This window comes from Ralstonia sp. 25C (genome assembly GCF_051904805.1).
Taxonomy (GTDB): domain Bacteria; phylum Pseudomonadota; class Gammaproteobacteria; order Burkholderiales; family Burkholderiaceae; genus Ralstonia.
In genome coordinates this window covers 853,670-874,251 of sequence record NZ_CP196738.1, presented here as the reverse complement: position 1 = coordinate 874,251, position 20,582 = coordinate 853,670, and the positions used below count along the sequence as shown (strand labels likewise).

Annotated in this window: 14 protein-coding genes, 1 tRNA gene and 1 pseudogene; 10 read left to right on the top strand and 6 right to left on the bottom strand. The window is 63.6% G+C overall.

Annotated features, from left to right (window positions below):
- Nucleotides 1-59 precede the first annotated feature (59 nt).
- The 6 genes and pseudogenes from ACS7SF_RS22365 to ACS7SF_RS22340 form a co-directional block, all read left to right on the top strand.
- Nucleotides 60-3,389, top strand: coding sequence for an autotransporter outer membrane beta-barrel domain-containing protein (locus ACS7SF_RS22365; RefSeq protein ID WP_439894310.1), 3,330 nt, complete (start codon nucleotides 60-62; stop codon nucleotides 3,387-3,389).
- Between the two features lie 40 nt (nucleotides 3,390-3,429).
- Entirely contained in the window at nucleotides 3,430-5,520 is a 2,091-nt protein-coding gene (locus tag ACS7SF_RS22360; RefSeq protein ID WP_439894309.1) for a sulfotransferase, read from the top strand.
- Entirely contained in the window at nucleotides 5,517-6,680 is a 1,164-nt protein-coding gene (locus ACS7SF_RS22355) for a glycosyltransferase family 9 protein (protein WP_439894308.1), read from the top strand. Before ACS7SF_RS22360 ends, ACS7SF_RS22355 begins: the two co-directional genes overlap by 4 nt.
- Nucleotides 6,677-7,552 carry an alpha/beta hydrolase gene (locus tag ACS7SF_RS22350; RefSeq protein ID WP_439894307.1) on the top strand — a complete coding sequence of 292 codons (876 nt, stop codon included), beginning with the start codon at nucleotides 6,677-6,679 and terminating at the stop codon, nucleotides 7,550-7,552. The genes ACS7SF_RS22355 and ACS7SF_RS22350 overlap by 4 nt, the downstream gene beginning before the upstream one ends.
- Before the next feature lies 1 nt (nucleotide 7,553).
- A complete protein-coding gene (cysC, locus tag ACS7SF_RS22345) occupies nucleotides 7,554-8,093 on the top strand; it encodes an adenylyl-sulfate kinase (protein WP_439894306.1) in 540 nt (179 codons plus the stop codon).
- An 8-nt stretch (nucleotides 8,094-8,101) separates the two neighbouring features.
- Nucleotides 8,102-8,284: pseudogene (locus tag ACS7SF_RS22340) on the top strand (hypothetical protein); the annotation flags it as partial.
- A 177-nt stretch (nucleotides 8,285-8,461) separates the two neighbouring features.
- Here the strand turns inward: ACS7SF_RS22340 and ACS7SF_RS22335 are convergent.
- From ACS7SF_RS22335 to ACS7SF_RS22325, 3 genes are all read right to left on the bottom strand, one after another.
- Nucleotides 8,462-10,393 carry a sensor histidine kinase gene (locus ACS7SF_RS22335; protein ID WP_439894305.1) on the bottom strand — a complete coding sequence of 644 codons (1,932 nt, stop codon included), beginning with the start codon at nucleotides 10,391-10,393 and terminating at the stop codon, nucleotides 8,462-8,464.
- A 127-nt stretch (nucleotides 10,394-10,520) separates the two neighbouring features.
- Complete coding sequence (locus tag ACS7SF_RS22330) at nucleotides 10,521-11,228, bottom strand: response regulator (protein WP_439894304.1); 708 nt, start codon at nucleotides 11,226-11,228, stop codon at nucleotides 10,521-10,523.
- A gap of 177 nt (nucleotides 11,229-11,405) precedes the next feature.
- Nucleotides 11,406-11,490, bottom strand: a tRNA-Leu gene (locus ACS7SF_RS22325).
- 257 nt (nucleotides 11,491-11,747) lie between these two features.
- Here ACS7SF_RS22325 and ACS7SF_RS22320 point away from each other — a divergent pair.
- The 4 genes from ACS7SF_RS22320 to mctP all read left to right on the top strand — a co-directional run bounded on the left by ACS7SF_RS22320 (nucleotide 11,748) and on the right by mctP (nucleotide 17,369).
- Complete coding sequence (locus ACS7SF_RS22320) at nucleotides 11,748-14,054, top strand: LamG-like jellyroll fold domain-containing protein (RefSeq protein ID WP_439894303.1); 2,307 nt, start codon at nucleotides 11,748-11,750, stop codon at nucleotides 14,052-14,054.
- Between the two features lie 174 nt (nucleotides 14,055-14,228).
- Nucleotides 14,229-15,056, top strand: coding sequence for an OXA-22 family class D beta-lactamase (blaOXA, locus tag ACS7SF_RS22315; protein ID WP_439894302.1), 828 nt, complete (start codon nucleotides 14,229-14,231; stop codon nucleotides 15,054-15,056).
- A gap of 625 nt (nucleotides 15,057-15,681) precedes the next feature.
- A complete protein-coding gene (locus ACS7SF_RS22310; RefSeq protein ID WP_439894301.1) occupies nucleotides 15,682-15,861 on the top strand; it encodes a DUF3311 domain-containing protein in 180 nt (59 codons plus the stop codon).
- Nucleotides 15,861-17,369 carry a monocarboxylate uptake permease MctP gene (gene mctP / locus ACS7SF_RS22305; protein WP_439894455.1) on the top strand — a complete coding sequence of 503 codons (1,509 nt, stop codon included), beginning with the start codon at nucleotides 15,861-15,863 and terminating at the stop codon, nucleotides 17,367-17,369. The genes ACS7SF_RS22310 and mctP overlap by 1 nt, the downstream gene beginning before the upstream one ends.
- A 147-nt stretch (nucleotides 17,370-17,516) precedes the next feature.
- Here the strand turns inward: mctP and ACS7SF_RS22300 are convergent, their stop codons facing one another.
- The 3 genes from ACS7SF_RS22300 to ACS7SF_RS22290 all read right to left on the bottom strand — a co-directional run bounded on the left by ACS7SF_RS22300 (nucleotide 17,517) and on the right by ACS7SF_RS22290 (nucleotide 20,103).
- Entirely contained in the window at nucleotides 17,517-18,188 is a 672-nt protein-coding gene (locus tag ACS7SF_RS22300; protein WP_439894300.1) for a hypothetical protein, read from the bottom strand.
- 489 nt (nucleotides 18,189-18,677) lie between these two features.
- Nucleotides 18,678-19,091, bottom strand: coding sequence for a hypothetical protein (locus tag ACS7SF_RS22295; protein ID WP_439894299.1), 414 nt, complete (start codon nucleotides 19,089-19,091; stop codon nucleotides 18,678-18,680).
- Nucleotides 19,084-20,103: a hypothetical protein gene (locus ACS7SF_RS22290; protein ID WP_439894298.1), complete on the bottom strand. Its 1,020-nt coding sequence runs from the start codon at nucleotides 20,101-20,103 to the stop codon at nucleotides 19,084-19,086. Before ACS7SF_RS22290 ends, ACS7SF_RS22295 begins: the two co-directional genes overlap by 8 nt.
- Nucleotides 20,104-20,582: the final 479 nt, after the last annotated feature.

Below are 20,582 nucleotides of genomic sequence, written 5' to 3'. Positions count from 1 at the left end.
TTTCCGGCTTCGGGTTCGAAGCTCATTACTCCAATCAATAACGAGCCGGCTCGCCAATCATGCAACGCTCCAAACATCAGCCGCCGCGCGCGGCAGGGAAACGTACGGCCATCAGTTTGGCTGCCCTTGCTGTTCTGACAACGGCGGTGCCCGTCGTCGCCCAGGCCCAGCAGACCACCATCTCCGGCACCTATACGAGCACGCAGCCCTGGTTTGGCGGCGATCTCCTCGTCGACAGCTCCGCGTCCATTCAGGCGACCAATGGAAGCGGTCTGATGTTCATCAACCCCGTCCTGGGCACATTGACGAACAACGGCACGATCAGCGGCACGGTTGGCATCCAGATCCCCGGTCCGAACATCGTGCAGGCCATCATCAACAACAACCTCATCAATGGGGGGCAGAGCTACGGCCTTTCCAATGCCGACATGCTTGGCACGCTGACCAACAACAGCGGCGGCACCATCATGGGTGGGGCCCTTGATGGCGTGATGAACTCCGGTTCGATCAACACGCTGATCAACAATGGCCTCATGAGCGGCGCACACTACGGCCTGCTCAACTACTACACCGGCATGATCGATACGCTGGTCAACGGCGGCACCATCTTAAGCCGTGGAGCCGGCTGGGCCGGCATCGACAACGCTCGCACCATCACCTCGCTCACCAACAACAGCGGCGGCTTCATCGGCACGTCCAATACCGGCACCGGCCTAGTGAACACCGGCTCGATCGGTACGTTGAGCAACAGCGGCACGATCATGGGTGGTGCCAACCCGGCCATCAGCAATACCGGCCTCAGCAATACGGGCACGATCGACGCGCTGATCAACGTTGGCACCCTCAACGGCGCGACCATCACCGGCGGCACCATCACGGGCGGCAACACCGGGATCAACAACGCGGCCGGCTTGATCGGTACGCTGAGCAACACGGGCCTGATTACCGGGCAGGTGGGCATCGGCATCAAGAACGATGCCACGATCACCCGCTTCGACAACGGCGGCATGGTTTCCGGCGGCAATACGGGGCTCGCCAACTCGAGCGGATTGATCTCCACGCTGGTCAACAGCGGCACGATCATGGGCACGAGCGACGCAGGCATCAACAATGGCGGCACAATCACTTCCCTCACCAACGCTGTCGGCGGGGACATCCACAGCGCCGGCCTAGGCGTTTTCAACACCGGCAGGATCGACACGCTCGTCAATAGCGGCACCATTGCCGGCGGTGTCAACGCAGGCATCTCGAACGGCGGCACGGTCAGCACGATTGCGTCGCTGACCAACAATGTGGGCGCCGTCATCCGCAGCAGCGCCACGGGTGTCTACAACAGCAGCACGATCGGCACGCTCACCAACAGCGGCACCATCAGCGGCACCACAGTCGCCGGCGTTGCCAACGACGGGTCCATCGGTGCGCTGACCAACCATGGCGTGATCCGCAGCGACAGCGGCTGGGGCATCTACAACACCGGCACGATCAGCGCGCTCGCGAATACGGGCACCATCACCGGCAGCCTCTACGCCATCAACAACGTTGACCCGACGAGTTCACTCGGGACCGTGACCAACAGCGGTGTGATTGCCGGCAACATCCTGCAGGCTTCCAGCCGCGACCTGACCATCAATGGCGGCACCGGGTCGACCTTCGGTACGCTCACAGGCTTTGGCGGCACGATCGGCACGCTCACGAACACGGCATCGAACGTGGTGTTCGGCACCGGCAACCAGGTCTTGAACGACAACGTAGACGTGGGCAGCCACACCGTCATGAACACGGCGGGCGTGCTGCAGGTCAACAACGCCATCAGCATCACCGGCAACTACACCCAGGCGGCAGCAGCGACGCTGCAGATCGGCGTGAGCAACGGCGCGGTGGCCGGCGGGTCGCTCGCGAGCGACAGCGGCTACGGGCGGCTTGTCGTGTCGGGCAGCGCAGTCGTTGACGCCGGGTCGGCCATCGCATTGCAAAAGCTCAGCAGCTACGCCTTTGCGGCGGGTCAGCGCTTTGTTGTGATCGACGCGGCAAGCAGCGGCACGAACTACCACGCCGGTAGCCTGAACTACTCGGCCAGCGGTTTCTCCGGCACGGTGACGGGCACGACGGTTGCCACTGGCGGCCGCAGTGATCTGGTGGTGACCCTGGTCAGTGGCTCGGCAGGAACCACGCCCGGCACTCCACCCGGAACGACGCCGGGTTCCGGCTCTACCGGCGGTGGAACGTCGCCCACGTCGCCCACCACGCAGCCGCAGCCGCAGGCGACGATGCCCAACGCGGTTTCGTCCTTGAACGGCTTGGCGAACTACTCGGGCCTGAGCCCGGAGCTGCTGAACCTGTTCAATGCCTCCAAGGCGCTCAGCCTGGGTAGCGTGGCGGAAGCCAACCGCGCCGGCGCGCAGATGGGCCCGGCATCGCAGGCGGCGGGCACGCGCGGGGCCATTGCGCCCACCCTCGATGTGCTCAATGCGATCTCGGACCGCGTGAACGGCCAACGTGGCGCACAGACGGCACAGACCGGGGTGTCGACCGGAGACGACATGCCCGCCTACGGTGCCTGGGGCCAGGCACTCGGCGGCCACGTCAGCCAGGGCACCCGCGATCAGGTGGACGGCTACCGTGCGAATTACGGCGGCCTGCTGTTCGGCGCCGACACCGCCCTCGGCGAACACTGGCGTGCAGGTGGCGCGTTCAGCTACACCAACGCCAGCCTCCACAACACCGGCGACACCGACGGCGACTCGATGCGCGTCAATGCCTACGGCCTGATCGGCTACGCCACTTACTCGGGCGCGCCGTGGTACGTGAACCTGGCCGCAGGGGCGGTGCAGCAGGACTACGACACCAGCCGTGCGCTGAACTTCAGCGGCTTCTCAGGGCAGGCCAAGGGCGAGTTCACCGGCAAGCAATACGTTGCCCGTGCGGAAGCTGGCTATCCGCTGGCGGCCGGCGCCTATACGGTTACGCCGCTGGCTGGCCTGACCTACAGCCATGTGCGTCAGAACGGCTACACCGAGACGGGCGGCAACGGCGCCGCGCTGACCGTAGGCGATACGCACCTGACCTCCGTTACCAGCGACTTTGGCGCGAAGATTGAGCGAGCCTTCACCACGGCGTACGGCACGGTGGTGCCATATCTGCAACTGACGTGGCGCCATGAGTACGGCAACGCGCAGCAGCGCATCCACGCCAGCTTTGCCGCCGACCCGACGGGCGAAACGGGCTTCACCACCGTGGGCGCCAGCCCGGCCGCCGATATGGGCGTGCTCTCGGCCGGGGTTACGCTGCTGCGCGCGAACAACCTTTCGTTGACGGCGCGCTACACATTGCAGGCGGCACCGCACTTTGTGTCGCATACCGGCGGCGTGCGGCTGAAGTTGGCGTTCTGATCCCGCATACTGCGTCGCTGCATATTTGTGAGAGATCGACATGTCCAACGCGTCTGCGCCTTCCGGCGCACTGAACCTTCCGGAAGCGCTGAGCCGAGCACATGCGCATTGGGACGCCGGCCAGGCCGACCAGGCAGAACTGCTCTGCCAACGCGTGCTGACCGCCTGGCCCGGGCAGGCCGACGCCCTGCATCTGTTGGGTTTGATGGCGCATGCCTACGGCAACCTGGATCTGGCGATCGCCCATGTGCGCCAGGCCTGTCTGGCACCGCGCGCGCCGGCTGTGTATTCGAGCAACCTGGCCGAGATGTACCGCCAGCGGGGTTTGTTGGCTGAGGCCGAAGAGGCCGCCCAGCGCGCCGTAACGATGGCCCCGACGCTGGTGTCGGCCTGGAACAACCTTGGCATCGTGCTGCAGGAATCGGGCAAGCTGGAGCAGAGCCTCGTCTGCCTGGAGCGCGTGGTGGCGCTCACGCCCGATTCGGCGCAGGCGCACAACAACCTGGCCAATACCTTCCGCCGTCTGGGTCGGCTGGACCGGGCCGAGGCGCACTATCACCGCGCGCTGTCCCTGCAGCCGACCTATGCCGAGGCACATAGCAACTACGCGTTCCTGCTCAACGCGCAGGGGCGGTTTGACCAAGCCGCTGCCGAGGCACGCCACGCCATCGACCTGAATCCGCGCCTGGCCGATGCCTACCTGAACCTCGCCGACGTGGAAGTCTCGCGCCACCGCTACCACGAAGCGCTGCGCGTGCTGGATGCGCTGCACGCTTTCGCGCCGGGGCATGTCTCCGGCCTGATCGCGCGCGCCCAGGCATTGAAGCTGGTTGAACGCGCCGACGAGGCGCTCGACATCGCCCGGCACGCCGTTGCCGCAGCGCCGCGCAGCGCAGAAGCGCACAACGTGCTCGCCCAGGTGCTGCAAGCGCTGGGCCGGTCTGACGAGGCCCTGGCCGCCTACGAGCAAGCCGCAGCGCTGCCGGGCACGGTGGCGGAAGACGCCCTGATCGGCCGTGCCACGCTGCTGATGGAAACCGGCCGCAAGGCTGACGCCATGGAAGCTTTCGACAGTGCGCTCGCCGTGTATCCGGGCTCGCTGCGTGCGCTGGCGGGCCGTGCCGACGCCAAGACCTTCCAGCCAGGCGACCCCGACATCGCGGCCATGGAAGCCGTGGTAGCCGAAGGCAACGGCAGCGCCTCGGCGGACCGTATCCTGGCGCACTTCACGCTGGGCAAGGCGTGGCTCGACATTGGCGACGGCGCACGCGCATTCCAGCATCTGGACGCGGCCAACCGCCAGAAGCGCGCGACGTTCTCCTACAACTCGGCCGCCACGCAAGACTGGCTGCTACGCATTGCCGAGACCTTCACGGCGGAGCGCATGGCGCGCACCGCGCAAAACGCCGATCCCTCCGAGCTGCCTGTGTTCGTGATCGGCATGCCGCGCTCGGGTACGACGTTGGTCGAGCAAATTCTGGCATCGCATTCGCAGGTGCATGGTGCAGGCGAGTTGTCGACGCTGCGCCTGCTGGTGGAAGGCAGTGGCGCGTTTCCCGACGCCTTCGCCTCGGCTTCGGGCGATGACCTTGCGCGCCTGGGGCAGGCCTATCTCGCCCGCGTGGCACCGTTGGCACCGGGCAAGCAGCGCCTGGTCGACAAGATGCCCGCCAACTTCCTCTACGCTGGCTTGATCCCGCTGATCCTGCCGGGGGCGCGCATCATCCATTGCCGGCGCGATCCGGTGGATACCTGCCTGTCGTGCTACACCAAGCTGTTCGCCGGCGAGCAGCAGTTCACCTACGATCAGACCGAACTGGGCGAGTTCTACCGCGCCTACGCCAAGCTGATGGCGCACTGGCGCCTGGTGCTGCCGGCCGATCGTTTGATCGAAGTGGACTACGAAGCCGTGGTCGACAATCTGGAGCACGAGGCGCGCCGTCTGGTCGACTTCGTCGGCCTGCCATGGGAAGACGCGTGCCTGCGCTTTTATGACAGCCGCCGCGTCGTGCGCACCGCCAGCGTCAACCAGGTACGCCAGCCGATCTACGCCACGTCCAAGGGGCGCTGGCACAAGCACGCCGGCCACCTCGGGCCGTTGCTGGCGGCACTCGGGATCAGCGCACCATGAACACCGTGGACGTCGCCATGGTGGAGCGTCAGGGTCGGGCACTGCTGGCCGATGGACGCTTGACCGAAGCCGAGGCACTCGTACGCCCGTGGCTGGCCTCCGGCACCGGGCCGCTGGTGCTGTGGCAGTTGCTGGCCGACGCGATTCGCCCGCAAGGGCAGATTGCCGAGACGCAGGCCATTCAAGAGATGCTGGTGGCCAACATGCCCGGCAACCTCACCGCGCGCTTCAACCTGGCCGAAACGCTGCTGCTGCAAGGCCACTTTGAGCGTGGCTGGCGCGAGTATCACCACCGCTACGGCATGCCGCACACAGCCGCCATCGAGCGCAAGGTGCAGCGCCCGCGCTGGGACGGCCAGCCCATTCCCGGCAAGACGCTGTTGATTCATGACGAGCAGGGCTATGGCGATACGTTCCAGTTCCTGCGCATGGTGCGCTGGGCGAAGGAGCGCAGCGGCGCACGCGTCATCCTGGAGGTGAACGCCGAAAGCGCATCGCTGGCCAGCCGCTACCACGGCTTCGACGCGCTCACGGTACGCGGCAACCTACCGCCCGCATTCGACCTGCATTGCGAGCTGATGAGCTTGCCGATGGTGATGGGTTTGCGGCTAGAGCATTTGCCCGGCGCAATACCGTATCTGTCGGCAGACCCGGCGCGCGTGGCGAAGTGGCAGGCACGGCTGGCCGGGCTGCCGCACCTGTTGGTGGCGCTGGTGTGGGCCGGGCGTCCCACGCACGTCAACGATGCAAACCGATCCATGAAGCTGGCGGATCTCGCGCCGCTGGGCCGGTCCGATGCCACCTTCCTCGCCATCCAGAAAGGGCCGGCGGCGCAGCAGGCCGCATCGCTGCCGCCGGGCATGTCGGTCGTGTCGCTCAGTGATGAGATTCAGGACTTTGAAGACACGGCCGCCATCCTGGCGGTGGCCGATCTGCTGATCTCGGTGGATTCGTCGCCGGTGCATCTGGCCGGTGCGCTGGGCCGCCCTGCGTGGGTGATGCTGCCGTTCGTGCCGGACTGGCGCTGGCTTCTCAACCGCAGCGACACGCCGTGGTATCCGAGCGTGCGCCTGTTCCGCCAGCCATCGCGCGGCGATTGGGGCAGCGTCATGGGTGACATGGCGCAGGCACTGGCGCAGATGACGGGCGTGCACGCATGACGGCCCTGCTGCATCGGGGGTGGACGGCGCGGCCTGCGATTGCCGCGCTGTTTCTGGTCGCGGCGTGCTGCCTGTTGTCCGATTGCACGACACTCGACCGCGATGCCCATGCCGATGCGCTGGCGGCGCCGGTTCAACTGCACCGTGAGCCGGTCAGGACGGACGCCTTCGTGCTGACCGCCTTCGCGCGCATCACGCGTGCGGACCAACCGCTGACTGTCTATATCGAGGGCGATGGCCTCGCGTGGGTTTCACGCACGGAGCCGTCGGCCGACCCGACCCCCCGCAAAGCCACGGGTCTTGCACTGGCCGCCGCGGACCCGGCACCGAACGTCGTGTATCTCGCACGCCCATGCCAGTTCACGCCCATGGCACAGAACCCGCGGTGTGCCGCACCGTACTGGACCAGCAAGCGGTTCGCCCCGGAAGTGGTGGCATCGATGAGCGAGGCCGTCAGCCGCTTCGCCGCCAAGGTGCCGGGCCAACCGATTCACCTCGTGGGCTATTCCGGCGGCGGTGCGGTGGCGGTGTTGATTGCCGCGCAGCGCGGGGACATCGCCTCCATTCGCACCGTGGCGGGCAATCTGGATACGGAGTTCGTCAACCGCCTGCACGCCGTTTCGCCGATGCCGGAATCCCTGAACCCGATCGACGCCGCAGCCCGCGTGGCAGCGGTCCCGCAGCTGCATTTCAGCGGTGCGGACGACACCGTGGTACCGCCGGAAGTGGCGCAGCGCTTTATGCGCGCATCGGGTGGCGGATGCGCACACGCCGACACCGTACCGGGTCTCGCACACGACGGCGATTGGGCCAGACAATGGCCCGCGCTGCTGACACGCGCACCCACCTGCACAACACGCTCAGGGGCATGACATGCAACAGCTTCCATCCACGCTTTGGCTGACCGGGCTGAGCGCCGCCGGCAAGACGACACTGGCGCTGGCGTTGGCTGAATCGCTCACGGCCAAGGGCGTGAGCTGCCGTGTGCTCGATGGCGATGCCGTGCGCAAGCAGCTCTGCGCCGATCTCGGGTTCTCAAGAGAAGACCGCAGCGAGAACGTCCGCCGCGTGGCGCAGTGGTGTGCGCATATGAACAACACCGGCACGTGGGCCATTGCCGCCTTGATCTCCCCCTACCGCGAAGACCGCGAACGTGCCCGCCAGATCGTCGGTGCTTCGCGCTTCTTCGAGGTGCATGTCGCGACGCCACTCTCGGTGTGCGAGGCGCGCGACCCGAAGGGCCTGTATCGGAAGGCACGGGCGGGAACGCTTGCCAACCTGACCGGCATCGACGACCCGTACGAGCCACCGCTGCATCCCGAGTTGACGCTGGATGCCGGCGCGCAATCGCCCGCGGAATGCGTTGCGGCGGTGTTGGCCCTGCTGGGTCTGAGTGCAGTGGTGCCAACTTGAGTTGAGGGGCGACCGGCCAGCCCCCCTTTTCGACTGTGGGGGCAACGCCAGTCAGCAACCTGGCCGACCTGGCACTGGGCGTGACGCTGCTGCGGGCGAACAACCTGAGCCTGTCGGCGCGTTATGCATTTCAGGTTGGCCAAGGCTTCATGTCGCACACCGGCAGCGTGAAACTTCAGCAACGGTTCTGAGCGACCGCGCGGCCGTGTAGCACATTTGTTCCACAGACGAGTCGGGGCGATCCCACTATGCTGGGCCGATTCGAAGAAAAAAAAAGCCACGGCGACGATCAAAACGGGGGAGAGCTGCGGCGCGCACTGCACAGCGGGAACACGCAGTGCGCGCCCGACAGCCACGGCGGCCGTGGCTTACGTGCTGCGCTCCAGCGGCAGCCACAGCGTAAAGCATGTGCCTGCCGGTCCCGACACCCAATCGACCGCACCGCCAAGCGCCTGGGCACGGCGCTGTTGATTTTTCAAGCCATGGCCCTTGCCAGCGTGCAGGGCATTTTCCACGTCGAATCCGCCGCCGTTGTCTTCAATGATGACGCGCACGCCATCCGGCTCTGCGGCAGTGCCGACGCGGATCTCGCTGGCGCGCGTGTGGTGGAGGATGTTGGCAATGCTCTCCTGCACGATGCGCAGGATGTGCAGCGCGCTCGACGGGTCCAGCCACGGCAGCGTCGGCAGTTTGCGCACCTCCCACAGCAGGGCGATGCCTGTGCCGTCCAGGCGGGGTTCGAGGCGAAAGCGCAGCGTGGCCAGCAAGAGCAGCAAGTCTGCCTCAACCGGTTCCATCGAATCGATGGTCAGCTTCAGGTCATCCAGGCAGCCCTTGAGGATCTGCGAGATCTGCACCTCGCTGACGGCGCCGTGCTCTACCGAGCGAATCGCGCTGATGAGCGACGCGCCCAGGCCATCGTGCATGTCCTGCATCAGGCGCTGGCGTTCCGTGCTGATCGTGCGCTGCCGTTCGGCTTCGCGCAGCTTCTGGTGGCTGAGTTCGAGTTCGGCCTCGCGCGCTTTCAAGCGCTGCGCCAGGTTGGCGTTGGCCTGCTCGACCTCGCTGATGGCGTTGACGTAGCGCCGATACATCAGCGTGCCGAAAATGCCGAAGGTGATGGCGTTGGTGTACGCGCCGAAGTACCAGCCTTCCGGGCTGCTGAAGTTGTTCTGCAGCAGCCAGTCCGTCACGCCCAGCAAGGTGCAGAGGCCCACGCCAATGGCCACCAGCACCCCTTCGTTGGAGCGGCGCCAGGCGTTGACGGCACCCACCACGCCAACCGCCGCCCCCATGAGCGCGGCAATCGGGTAGATCAGCGGGGTGACTTTCGGCGTGTTCGGCAGGACGGCCAGCATCGGCAAGGTCAGCACGCCAATCACGCTGGTCACGATAACGAACGTACGCGTGAACCACGCCACCGGCCGGCCATGCAGCTGGCAGAGGAAGAAGTGCACCACCAGCACGAGCCACAGCAGCGAGTTGACGGTCAGCCAGGCAAACCAGTCATTGGCCACCGGCTGCGCCACGTAGAAATGCAGACCCCGCAGGAACGAGGTGACGGACAGATTGAAGAAGAGCAGGTACGCGGTTTCATGGCCGCGCCGAAACCAGACAAACAACGCAAAGATGCCGATTGCCAGGAACGCGGCGCTCAGCACGGCCGGCAATTCCTGCTGCAGCCATTGGCGGATGTTGTAGCGGCTTTTCAGCGCCTTGCTGGGCCCCAGCCATAGCGACGAGACCGCGATCTGCGTGCCCTGGGTGTGCTCCAGTCGCAGCAGGATCTCGCGCACGGGTGTGCCATTGGTCGGTGCATCCAGCGCCACCCACAGCGGCGTACGCGTGCTGTTCCACAGCGGGCCCTGCTCCTGCGCGCGATGCACGAGCTGGCCGTTGACGTACACCGCGATCGTCCCGTCGGTCTTGATGCGCACACCGTACAACGCCAGGGGGCCTGAAATTGCCGGCCACGCAGGTACGGGAACCCGCAGCCACGTTGTGTGAACCATCCGGGCCCCGGCCTTGGCGCCGGCCTGGCGCAACAGCGCGATCGACGGCGCAAACGGCAGCGCGGCATGCTGCCAGCCATCGGGCAAGGCCCCGCTGTCGAGCGTGGCCGGCGGCGCCTGAAAGCCCGGTGCATCCGTGGTCTGCCAATCCATCTGGGTCAGATGCAGGCTCTGCGCCGACGATGGCTCGCTGCCGGCTTCGGAATAGAACATGCCCACAATGGCGAGCAGCGCCACCGAAAAGACGAACACCGCTTTGGCAAAGAGGGACGCAGGAGAGGTTCTCATGCAAGGCGCGTGTCGCAACGCTCGGTGGAGTGCACGGGCCAATATGAGATGCGTTTGCGCACGGCTTGGGAACCCCCGTCAAAGGGGGGGTCAGCAACATGCTTGCTGGTTCTTGAGCCGGCGCGGGCTAATCGGCCAGCAGCCCGAGGTTTCTTGCCTCGTAGATGGCTTCTGCCTTGGACGTCACCTTGAGCTTGCTGTAGATGCGCCGCACGAAGCTGCGTACCGTGAAGTGCGACAGCTCCATCAGCTTGGCGATTTCCTGCGTCGTAAAGCCCTTGGTAATGTAGTCCAGCACTTCCTTCTCGCGTGCCGACAGCAGCGGTGCGGCGGAATCGGCCATGGCCGGTTCTGGTTCAGAGCGCGGGGCGGTGCTGGCGGGGCTCTGCTGGAAGCGCGCCAGGATCTGCCGCGCAATGATCGGGCTGATCGGGCTGCCACCACTGGCCAGGCTGCGGATCTCTTCGGCCATCCGGGCGGGCGAGCTGTCTTTGAGCAGGTAGCCCGCGGCGCCGGCCTCGATCGAACACATGACGTGCGTCTCGTCGCCAAAGTTGGTGCTGACCATGATGCTGCAGCTCGGCCATTGCAGCACCGCTGCGCGGATCACATCAATGCCCGAGCCGTCGGGCAGGCCGAGGTCTACCAGCAGCACATCGGCCGGCGGGCCTTGCAGCAGGGCCAGGCCCTCGGCGCGCGACATGGCAACGCCGGCCAGCCGCATGTCGGGCGCTGCCTGAACGGCGCGGCTCAGGGCTTCGCTAAAGCCGGGGTCGTCCTCGACGATGGCGACGTGAATGAGGGGCGGCTCCGAGCTGGTGCGGACTGCTTGCATAGTGCGCCGATTGTAAAGGCGCGGGCTGGGCGCTTATGTAGCGCATTTGCACTACAAGAACAGCCGCGTGCCGATGCCTGCACAAGAGCGGATCGCCTCACTTCGGGCAAGAAAAAACCCGCGAGGCTCATCGCCACGCGGGTTTTTTGTCGCCCCAGAACAGCTTGGGACTGTGTTTGGTGCCCAGGAGAGGACTCGAACCTCCACGGAGTTACCCGCTAGTACCTGAAACTAGTGCGTCTACCAATTCCGCCACCTGGGCTAGGTGAGCGGCGCATTTTACCGATCGCCAGGAATTTTGCAAGCCCTTCTTTTTGGATTGTTCTTGCGGGCGCGTGAGCGATGACTACGCGCCAGTCAGCGCACTTTGGACTCCCCACCGGCAGGCGTTGGCGAAGCTCGCAGCAGAGGATTGCGCCCAAAGGCTCAACAATCCTCACCGCTTTGGCGATTGCGTTGACGTGCGTTCGCACGCTGACCTACGGTTGCGCCACTACAAAAACAGTCGGGTCAATCAAGATGTCCAAAAAGTCCGTTGAGCACGCCAGGCTCGAGGAGTTGCCGGATCCTGTGCGTCGCGCGTTGTCATTCGGCCTGGGGCTGTTCCCCATGCTGCCGCTGTTGCCGGGATGCAGCTGGGGTGCTGGCGATTCTGACGGCGCTACACAGGGAAGCCAGCCGCAGGAGAAGGGAGGCGGCGGAGGCCAGGCGCCGGGCGCTCCAGCACCTACGAAGCCAACCCCTGCGCCCACGCCCGTGGCCGAGCCGGCCTCGGTGAGTGGCGTCTTCCGCCACCCGGGGCTGCTGGCTACCGAAGACGACTTCACCCGCATCCGCGCGCTCATCAAGGCCGGCCAGCAGCCGTGGGCGCACTGGTGGAGCACGCTGTGCGCCGAGCCCAACGCCTCCTTGAACGCCAAGCCCAATCCGCAGCCCGCAGTCTACCGGGCCGACAGTACCAAGTACGCGTTGTACGGCGACATCTGGCACGCCTGGACCCTGGTCCTGCGCTGGAAGCTGTCCGACCCGCAGGACAACCGTTATGCCGACAAGGCGGTGGAGTTCCTGGACGCCTGGGCGAACACCCTGAAGGAGGTCGGAACGGTGCCGCCCGGCTCGACCGCTCATGACGACCACACCTTCATCATCCTGGCTGGCATACAGGGGCACCAGTTGGCGCAGATCGGCGAAGTCCTGCGCACCTACCCGGGCTGGGCACCGGCGGGCCTGAAGCGTTTCCAGGACATGCTGCTAAACGTTTTCGCCCCGGTGTCGCAGAGCTTTCTCAGCGACGGGCGCATCGGCTCGCATGCCAACTGGGACATGGCTTCGATGGTGGGCGCCATGGCCATCGGCGTGTTCTGCGACAAGCCCGACCTGTACCGCCTGGCCTACGACTGCTTCGCAGGCAACAACCGCGGCAAGCTCCGCAACTTCGGCAATGGCGCCATCGGGCATGGCGTCTACTTCATGCACCCGGGTCATTTCGGGCAGTGGGAGGAAAGCGGCCGCGACCAGGGCCACTCCACGCTGGGCATGTCGCTGGGGGGCGACCTGCTGGAGATCGCCTGGAAGCAGGGCGACGATCTCTACGGGCTGTACAACAACCGCTTCCTCGCGGCGGCGGAGTACGTGGCGCGCTCCAATCTGGTGGATGAGAACGGCGTCAACTACCCGATGCCGTATGTGCGCGAAAACAATCCGTCGCAGCCCCACCCGTCTTTCTGGACGCAGGTGAACTACGGCACGCACGGCCGTAACTGCTGGGAGCCCATCTACAACCACTACGTCAACCGCCTGGGTCTGGCGGCGCCGAACGTTTCGCGCATCGTGAAGCAGGTCGAGCCGAAGTACGGCGGCAGCAGCGACGACGTCTGGTGGCCGACGCTGATCCATCGCCTGCCGGACTATGCCGGGCCGATGAAGCCGCCGTCCGGCCTCACGGCCAATTTGCGCGGCGACAACGTCGTGCTGTCGTGGTGGGGCAGCGTCGGCGCGACCTCGTATGCGGTCAAGCGCGCAAGCCAGGCCAACGGCCCCTTCAATCTGCTGGGCACGGTGTCGGCCAGCGAGGTGCGCACCTACAGCGATACACCGCCCAACGGCGTCTGGTTCTACCAGATCACCGCCCAAGGCGATGGTGCGCCGACCGCCGGCTCCAACGTGGTCCGCATCGCCGTGCCTGGCGAGCAGCGCCTGTCGCTGCCGCTGAACGACCCGAATGGCACTGGCACGGTCGGCGCGCTGTTCACCGCCGCCGGCACCCAAACCTTGATCGAGGGCACGCTGCTGGACGGTGCGACCTGGGGCGCCGGGCGCGGCAGCAACGACAAGGCCATCGTCTTCGACGGCGTGAAGGCCGGCCTGCAACTGCCGTCGGGCATCTTTAGCGACCTCGACGACTTCAGCCTCTCTTTCTGGGCCTACGCGAACGCGTTGCACTGGGACAGTTGCGTGTTCTTCGCGGGGCTGGACGCGAACGCAGCCATGGCCATCGCACCGCAGACTGGTACAGGCACGCTGTGCTTCTCCATCTTTGGCGCGACTTTCAAAGATGCGCAGGTTGTGGCGGCGCCGTGGGCCATGCCGATTCGCCGCTGGGTCCACCTGGCGGTCACGCTGCGGGGCAACACCTGCCGCCTGTACGTTGACGGTACGGAGGCGGGGAGGTCCGACGACATCCTGCTGACGCCGCGCCATGTGGGCGACCAGGTCACCTTCCTGGGTCGCAATTGGGCACACCCATCGTTCAATGGCCGTGTCCAGGACTTCCGCGTGTACACAGGTGCATTGAGTGCTGCGGAGGTTGCAGCGCTGGCCCGCTGATATCACGCCACATCGCTCGGCCCGCCCACCCAGGGTGGGATCCAGCGAAACCGAGCGGCCGGCAACTTCGCCCGCGCCTCAGCACCAGCGTTACAGCCGTTACGCCTTGTCCGGTCCGCACGACAGCACCGTGTTGCTATGCTGCCGCGCATTCCCCCCGTACAAGGCCGACCCATGATGAAACTCCACCACGCCGCCGCTGGCACCTTGCTGGCTGCGCTTGCGACGTTCGCCCACGCCGAGCACCCCATCTGCACCATCGTGGCCGATGCGGCCACCGGCAAGGTCGTGCTGCACGAAGGCAAGTGCGATGCGCGCGCGACGCCCGCTTCCACCTTCAAGCTGGCGCTGGCCGTCATGGGCTTCGACCATGGCTTTCTCAAAGACGAACACACGCCGGTCGAGCACTTCAAGCCCGGTGACCCCGACTGGGGTGGCGAAGCGTGGCGCCAGCCCGTCGACCCGACGCTGTGGCTCAAATATTCCGTGGTCTGGTATTCGCAGCGCATCACGCATGCGATGGGCGCGCAGACGTTCGCCGCATACGTGCGCAAGTTCGACTACGGCAACATGGACGTGAGTGGCGACCCGGGCAAGAACAATGGCATGGACCGCTCGTGGATTACCTCGTCGCTGCAGATTTCGCCCGAGGAGCAGATCGGCTTTCTGCGCAAGCTCGTCAACCGGCAACTGCCGGTGTCGGCGCACACGTATGACATGGTCAACCGCACCGTGCAGACTTGGCAGTTGCCCGACGGCTGGGCCGTGCAGGGCAGGACGGGAATGGCCGGGCCCGCGCCGGGCAACACGTCGCCTGATGGCACATGGGACCAGGCGCACGCTTACGGCTGGTTTGTCGGCTGGGCGAAGAACGGGGACAAAACCTACGTGTTTGCGAACCTGATCCAGGACGATAAGGTCGAGCCCACCTCGACGGGCGTACGCTCGCGCGATGCCATCCTCGCGCGCTTGCCCAACGTGCTGGCTTCGGCGAAGCCCTGATCGGCAGCTTGATCGGCGGTTTTATGCATGACGGTGCTCGGCAGCGCTGCGCACCGTTATCGCGCTTAGGCACAGCCTCCGCCCTTGTCAACGTGGCGCGCATGCGCGGCGCCGCCTTGGGCGTAACCCAATACCCCCGGCGCTGCCGGGGATTTTTTTGTCCCGCTGCTGCTCGCCCATCTTGCCGGCAAGCCGCGCCGTGCGCCGCTTGCGCATTTTCCTCACGCATCCACCGCCAGCAATGTGCGCTGGAATTCGTGAAAACCCTAGGAAACCCGCGCCCGGCTTAGCGATTGGTTATTTGGCGCGAAAAGCCTACGCTTGCTAAGAGCCGCTAACAAAACCGTCCTGGCTAGGCGTTCCGACGCAGACAGTACTCGAGTACGGCAAGGAGGCGCAACGACGCCAGGGCGGTTTTGTTAGCGGCTCTAAGTAGGACTACGTGTGGTGCGTGGGTACAGGTGCGGATGGTCTTCCGGCAGGGGCGCGATCAGAGTGCGCCCACAACGACAAGACGGAGACCGCCCAGCGAGCCCCTCCGCGCGCCCTGTCCTGCATGGCACCTCACCGGTTCAAAACACATCCGAATAACAACTGAAGTCCCCCGAACATCAGGAGACAACCCATGAAGTTCTTACTCGCACTGCCATTCATCGGCCTGCTGTGGGTGCCGTTCTACAACCAGGAAATGCCTGCTCTCTTCGGCTTTCCGTTCTTCTACTGGTACCAGTTCCTGTGGGTGCCGATCACCTCGCTGCTGATCTGGATCGTCTTCAAGAACGGTCAGCGCAAAGGAGAAGAATGATGGACGGACAAATCAACTGGACTGCGTTGGCGGTCTTCGTCTTCTTCTTCGCGCTGGTCACGGTGCTTGGCTTCATCGCCTCGCGCTGGCAGCGTGGCACCTCTGACAAGGGCGCCCACATTGACGAATGGGGCCTGGGCGGCCGCAACTTCGGCACTTGGATCACGTGGTTCCTGGTGGGCGGCGATTTCTACACCGCCTACACCGTCATCGCCGTGCCGGCACTCGTGTATGCCGTGGGCGCGTATGGCTTCTTCGCGCTGCCGTACACGATCCTGGTGTACCCGATCGTCTTCCTGATCATGCCCAAACTGTGGAAGGTGGCGCATGCCAACGGCCACGTCACGGCGGCCGATGCCGTGTATGGCCGCTACGGCTCGCGCCCGCTGGAGTTTGCGGTGGCGCTGACCGGCGTGGTGGCGACGATGCCCTACATCGCCCTGCAGCTCATCGGCATGGAGGTCGTGATCAAGGCGCTGGGTTTGACGGGCGAGCTGCCGCTGGCCGCCGCCTTCGTCATCCTCGCGCTGTACACGTACTCCGCTGGCCTGCGGGCGCCTGCGCTCATCGCCTTCGTCAAAGACATCATGATCTACATCGTGGTGCTGGTGGCGGTGGTGCTGGTGCCGGCCAAGCTGGGCGGCTACGGTGCCGTGTTTGCGCATGCGCACGACGCGTTTGCCGTGAAGGGCGGCGCCACGGGCCTCACGCTCAAGCCCGCGCAGTTCCTGCCGTTCGCCACGCTGGCCATCGGCTCGGCACTGGCCGCGTTCATGTATCCGCACACGCTCACCGGCATCTTTGCCGCGCGCAGTGCAGACACCATCCGCAAGAACGCCGTCTTCCTGCCGGCCTACACCGTGCTGCTGGGTTTGATTGCGCTGCTGGGCTTCATGGCCTACTCCGCAGGCATTGCCGTCAAGAACAACAACGACGTCGTGCCCGCGCTGTTCAACGCGCTGTTCCCCAGCTGGTTCACGGGCTTTGCGTTCTCGGCCATCGCCATTGGTGCGCTGGTGCCCGCGGCCGTCATGTCGATTGGCGCGGCCAACCTGTTCACGCGCAACTTCTGGAAGCCGTACGTGGCACCGGACATCACCGCGGCCGGCCAGGAAAAGGTCGCCAAGGTGATCTCGCTGATCGTCAAGGCGGGCGCGCTGGTGTTCATCCTGTTCCTGCCCACCAAGTTCGCGCTGGACCTGCAACTGCTGGGCGGCGTGTGGATCGTGCAGACCTTCCCGGCGGTGGTGTTTGCGCTGTTCAAGTGGTCCAACCGGTTCAGCGCACCGGCGCTGCTGGCCGGCTGGGCGGCGGGGATGATTGGGGGGAGCTGGCTGGCGTTTTCTGATGGCATCAAGCCGGTGCACACCTTTGTGATTGGGGCGGATAAGTACACCGTTTATACGGGGCTGGCTGCGCTGGTGTTCAACATCATCGTTGCGGTGGTGGTGCAGCTGATCTTTGGCAAGCGTGGTGAGCAGACCGCTGCGGTGCGTCAGGCGGGTTGATTGATGCGCTGATGCGTTTGCTGCAAGAACAAGAAGGGCCGGTACTGAGGGTGCCGGCCCTTTTTGTTTGCCGCAAGGCTGCCAAGCCTCGGGGCGCTTGTCCTGCAACGACGAATGTGCCGATTCGCTTAAACCGCTGCACACACTCTAGGAAGCCACGTCAGCGTCTACCCGCACAAATTGCCACTCTAGTGCGACCGAATCATAGATTGCCGTATGCGTCATCTCGCTCTCGTTGGACCATGGCTTGGTCTTCGGGAAGAACTTCACCGCTTCGTCATATGCGTGCCGGCTTTCTTCCGCACTCCAGTTCCTCATCTCGTGTAGGTGGTCCGGGAACGTATGGAGCCCGCACCTATCGTACGTGCTCTGAATCTCGTCAAGAAGCCCATCGGAGAAATTGATGCCGAAGTGATCGCGAGACTCTTCGTCCAAGTAAAACTCTTCGTACGAAATGGAGGGAATCAAGCCACCGTCGTTTGGTTTGGTCCGTAACACATTGCCCGTCGCTGCAAAGCCATTACAGATGAACACTCGGAGCATCCCTTGATTGAGGCGTAAGAAGTTTTTTGCATTGACCGTTTCGAACGGCACGGGCTGGAAGCCTGGAGCTGCTCCTTGATCGCCAAAATATAACCAAGCGTCGACCGGAGACAGGAAAGTCATGATCCCGGGCGCATCCCCGAGTTTAGAGGTCACCATCACGCAACCGTCTTCCTCTCCGCCGGTGGACCTCCTGTTCGGAGCAACTAGGGCGTAGAGATATAGGTTGGAGTGAAACTCAAGTGAGCAGATTTCTTTGTGTTCTACCGGGGTCATGGATTCCTAGATGACGTTGTCAGTCCAGCGCTAGCGTTCTTGGACGGGGCATCCTTCGCTTCGCAACAATCATTCGGGCACCCGGGCGTCAATTGAACCTTCAATGTGGATGGTCTAGAACTGCTGTATGGACCGACATTCTCTGCCTTCCAAATCGAAGTTCCGCCATAAACAACAGCATCGGGTCTCTCCCCCATCTGAATCAGGAAATCTCTGACCCACTTCCCTTTGCGCTCGGCTAACGCCTCATCCGGTTTCGCTTCGTCTTGGTATGCAATCAGTAGAAAGAATGGGCGATTCGGGTATTTTCTCTGCATCTCTGCCACCCAAAACCCAAATCTCCCCGCCTCTTCTCCGCTCAGTCGATCTTCGGCTTCTGAGAATTGGACTCGAAATTGCTCCCCCGCCATACATGCAAATGAGCTATTCGCTGCCAATAAAATTGATAAAACCAGGAGGGGTCGCAGCATTGCATTCACCATGTAAATTCTATTTATCCTCGGCTCCAGAGGTTTCTTTGCTTGGATCGATGCAGCATCGGTTCGGGCAGCCAGGAACAAAATCAATGGCGATCGTCGAGGCTGTTATGTCGCTATACTTCCCGATTTTTTCCGGCTTGAAGATTTCGGCACCCCCATATACAACGCGCTTTTTTTCCTCGCCCGTGCCAATCAAGAAATCTCTAACCCATTGTGCTCGGCGCTTTGCCAGTGCTTCGTTTGGCGCCGCTTCATCCGTATACCCAACGAGAACGAAGAGCTCATGCTTTGGGTATTTTTTTAACTCGGCGGACCATGCGCCAAGCTTTCCTGCCTCTAGTCCACTCAAATAATCATTTTCCCCCGAAAATTTGGCGTTGAAATACTCTCCGGGTTTACAGGCGAATGCACTGGAATTAATCAAAAGACATGCCAAAAGCGCTAGGGAACGAGGTACGATGAACGACAATATACCCGGCAACGCTGTCCGCGATTCGAATGCATATCGGTGATTTTTCTCTCGCCAACCGAATTGATGTCCATATGCTGTAGTAATCATCGATAGTATCCATTGTGTCGTGGAAATGCGAAACCTCATGAGCTAGAGTCAATAGCTGCGAGTCTTTGATGTCATCATCTTCCGGGAATTTGCAAAATTCCAGTGCAATGGCGATGGTGTGTGTCGCTGTATCTGGCTTGCACACCGCTGCGGCAAGCGGACGGGTCTCACCTTTGGGCCGCCCTGGCGCACAGCCTACGTGGGTGAGCGAAGTCTCTGACCAACGAACGAAATTTTCGGGCTTCAAAGTCTTGAATATACTCAACATGCGACCAAGCCCATCTAGCAACGTTTGTCGCGTTTGGCTATCGGCAACGCCGAACCACAACACAACCCCGCTCTGGTCTTGCGCGTTCCAGCGCTTCAACTCGTTCAATCGGACTTGAGTGCGTCTAGCCAATTCGGCGCAACGCTTCATCACCAACTCAGCAAACTCCGCATTGGACATGTTGGGGCAGATTAGCTCTGGATGATCCTCCAGGCTGCTCCGCTGATTGGTGACCTTTTCCGAGGCGTGAGGGGCGTATTCGCTCCGCCCAACGATAGGTGGGGCGTATGTTCGTTGACCAACGCTGGACTGGGTCACTCCCTGTCTATTCACCTCAATATTCATGGTGTGCTGCGAGGGAATCACCAGTGGCTTGTTTTCGCACCGGCACATAACCTTGGCGCCTCGCACCAGGATTTGTTTCCCGCTTTGAAGCGTGAAGTGAGGATAGGCGTCGTTAAACACCGGCCCGCCTGCCTTACAGGCTGGACACGTGGCGTAGTCCCCCTCTTGCCCCACGGCGACGCCATGATGCGAACAACCGACCACTGACGAAATCAGCACGCCACCGGTGGTTGTCCGGTCCCCGTCCTTCAGTGCTGCTCGCATGTCTCTCATGCGTGTCTCCCTTCTTGATATTTGTGTGTTGCGTTGGCACTGCAATTCTCGGCAAGCCAAAACGATCGCGACCAAGGTTAGTGGTGCGAGCTTCCAACGTCTGCAAACAAGTGTTCCAGTGCAGACGCGCATGGGTCGAGCAGGAGGGTATGGGCACGAGAACAGCCGGATTACACCGAACCAGGGTGTAGGGATCTACTCCAGCGCTGCACTGAAAGGGGAGGCGGAATTAGATTTGGTTGAAAAGAAGCCAACGCGGGAGCTTTGAGAAATGGAGTTACTCCGCAGGCAGAACAGGCGCCTGACACGCGTCCTCGTCGCGGGCTGGCGAAGACTGGCTATAGGTGCACGAGGTTTCCCCGGAGGCGGGCCGGGGATATCCAATTAGCAACGAACAGGCCCCTCCGCATTTTGTGGGCGAGGCGGTTGCGATCGTTAAGGGCGTAGCGGCTGTGTGAAGCGATTGCCGA

What these genes read in the sequence shown, in the direction of transcription:
- ACS7SF_RS22290 (WP_439894298.1), bottom strand. Translation starts at nt 20,103, where the DNA reads ATGCGAGCAGCACTGAAGGACGGGGACCGGACAACCACCGGTGGCGTG.
- ACS7SF_RS22350 (WP_439894307.1), top strand. Translation starts at nt 6,677, where the DNA reads ATGACGGCCCTGCTGCATCGGGGGTGGACGGCGCGGCCTGCGATTGCC.
- ACS7SF_RS22310 (WP_439894301.1), top strand. Translation starts at nt 15,682, where the DNA reads ATGAAGTTCTTACTCGCACTGCCATTCATCGGCCTGCTGTGGGTGCCG.
- ACS7SF_RS22365 (WP_439894310.1), top strand. Translation starts at nt 60, where the DNA reads ATGCAACGCTCCAAACATCAGCCGCCGCGCGCGGCAGGGAAACGTACG.
- ACS7SF_RS22320 (WP_439894303.1), top strand. Translation starts at nt 11,748, where the DNA reads ATGTCCAAAAAGTCCGTTGAGCACGCCAGGCTCGAGGAGTTGCCGGAT.
- ACS7SF_RS22360 (WP_439894309.1), top strand. Translation starts at nt 3,430, where the DNA reads ATGTCCAACGCGTCTGCGCCTTCCGGCGCACTGAACCTTCCGGAAGCG.
- ACS7SF_RS22300 (WP_439894300.1), bottom strand. Translation starts at nt 18,188, where the DNA reads ATGACCCCGGTAGAACACAAAGAAATCTGCTCACTTGAGTTTCACTCC.
- mctP (WP_439894455.1), top strand. Translation starts at nt 15,861, where the DNA reads ATGGACGGACAAATCAACTGGACTGCGTTGGCGGTCTTCGTCTTCTTC.
- ACS7SF_RS22335 (WP_439894305.1), bottom strand. Translation starts at nt 10,393, where the DNA reads ATGAGAACCTCTCCTGCGTCCCTCTTTGCCAAAGCGGTGTTCGTCTTT.
- blaOXA (WP_439894302.1), top strand. Translation starts at nt 14,229, where the DNA reads ATGATGAAACTCCACCACGCCGCCGCTGGCACCTTGCTGGCTGCGCTT.
- cysC (WP_439894306.1), top strand. Translation starts at nt 7,554, where the DNA reads ATGCAACAGCTTCCATCCACGCTTTGGCTGACCGGGCTGAGCGCCGCC.
- ACS7SF_RS22355 (WP_439894308.1), top strand. Translation starts at nt 5,517, where the DNA reads ATGAACACCGTGGACGTCGCCATGGTGGAGCGTCAGGGTCGGGCACTG.
- ACS7SF_RS22330 (WP_439894304.1), bottom strand. Translation starts at nt 11,228, where the DNA reads ATGCAAGCAGTCCGCACCAGCTCGGAGCCGCCCCTCATTCACGTCGCC.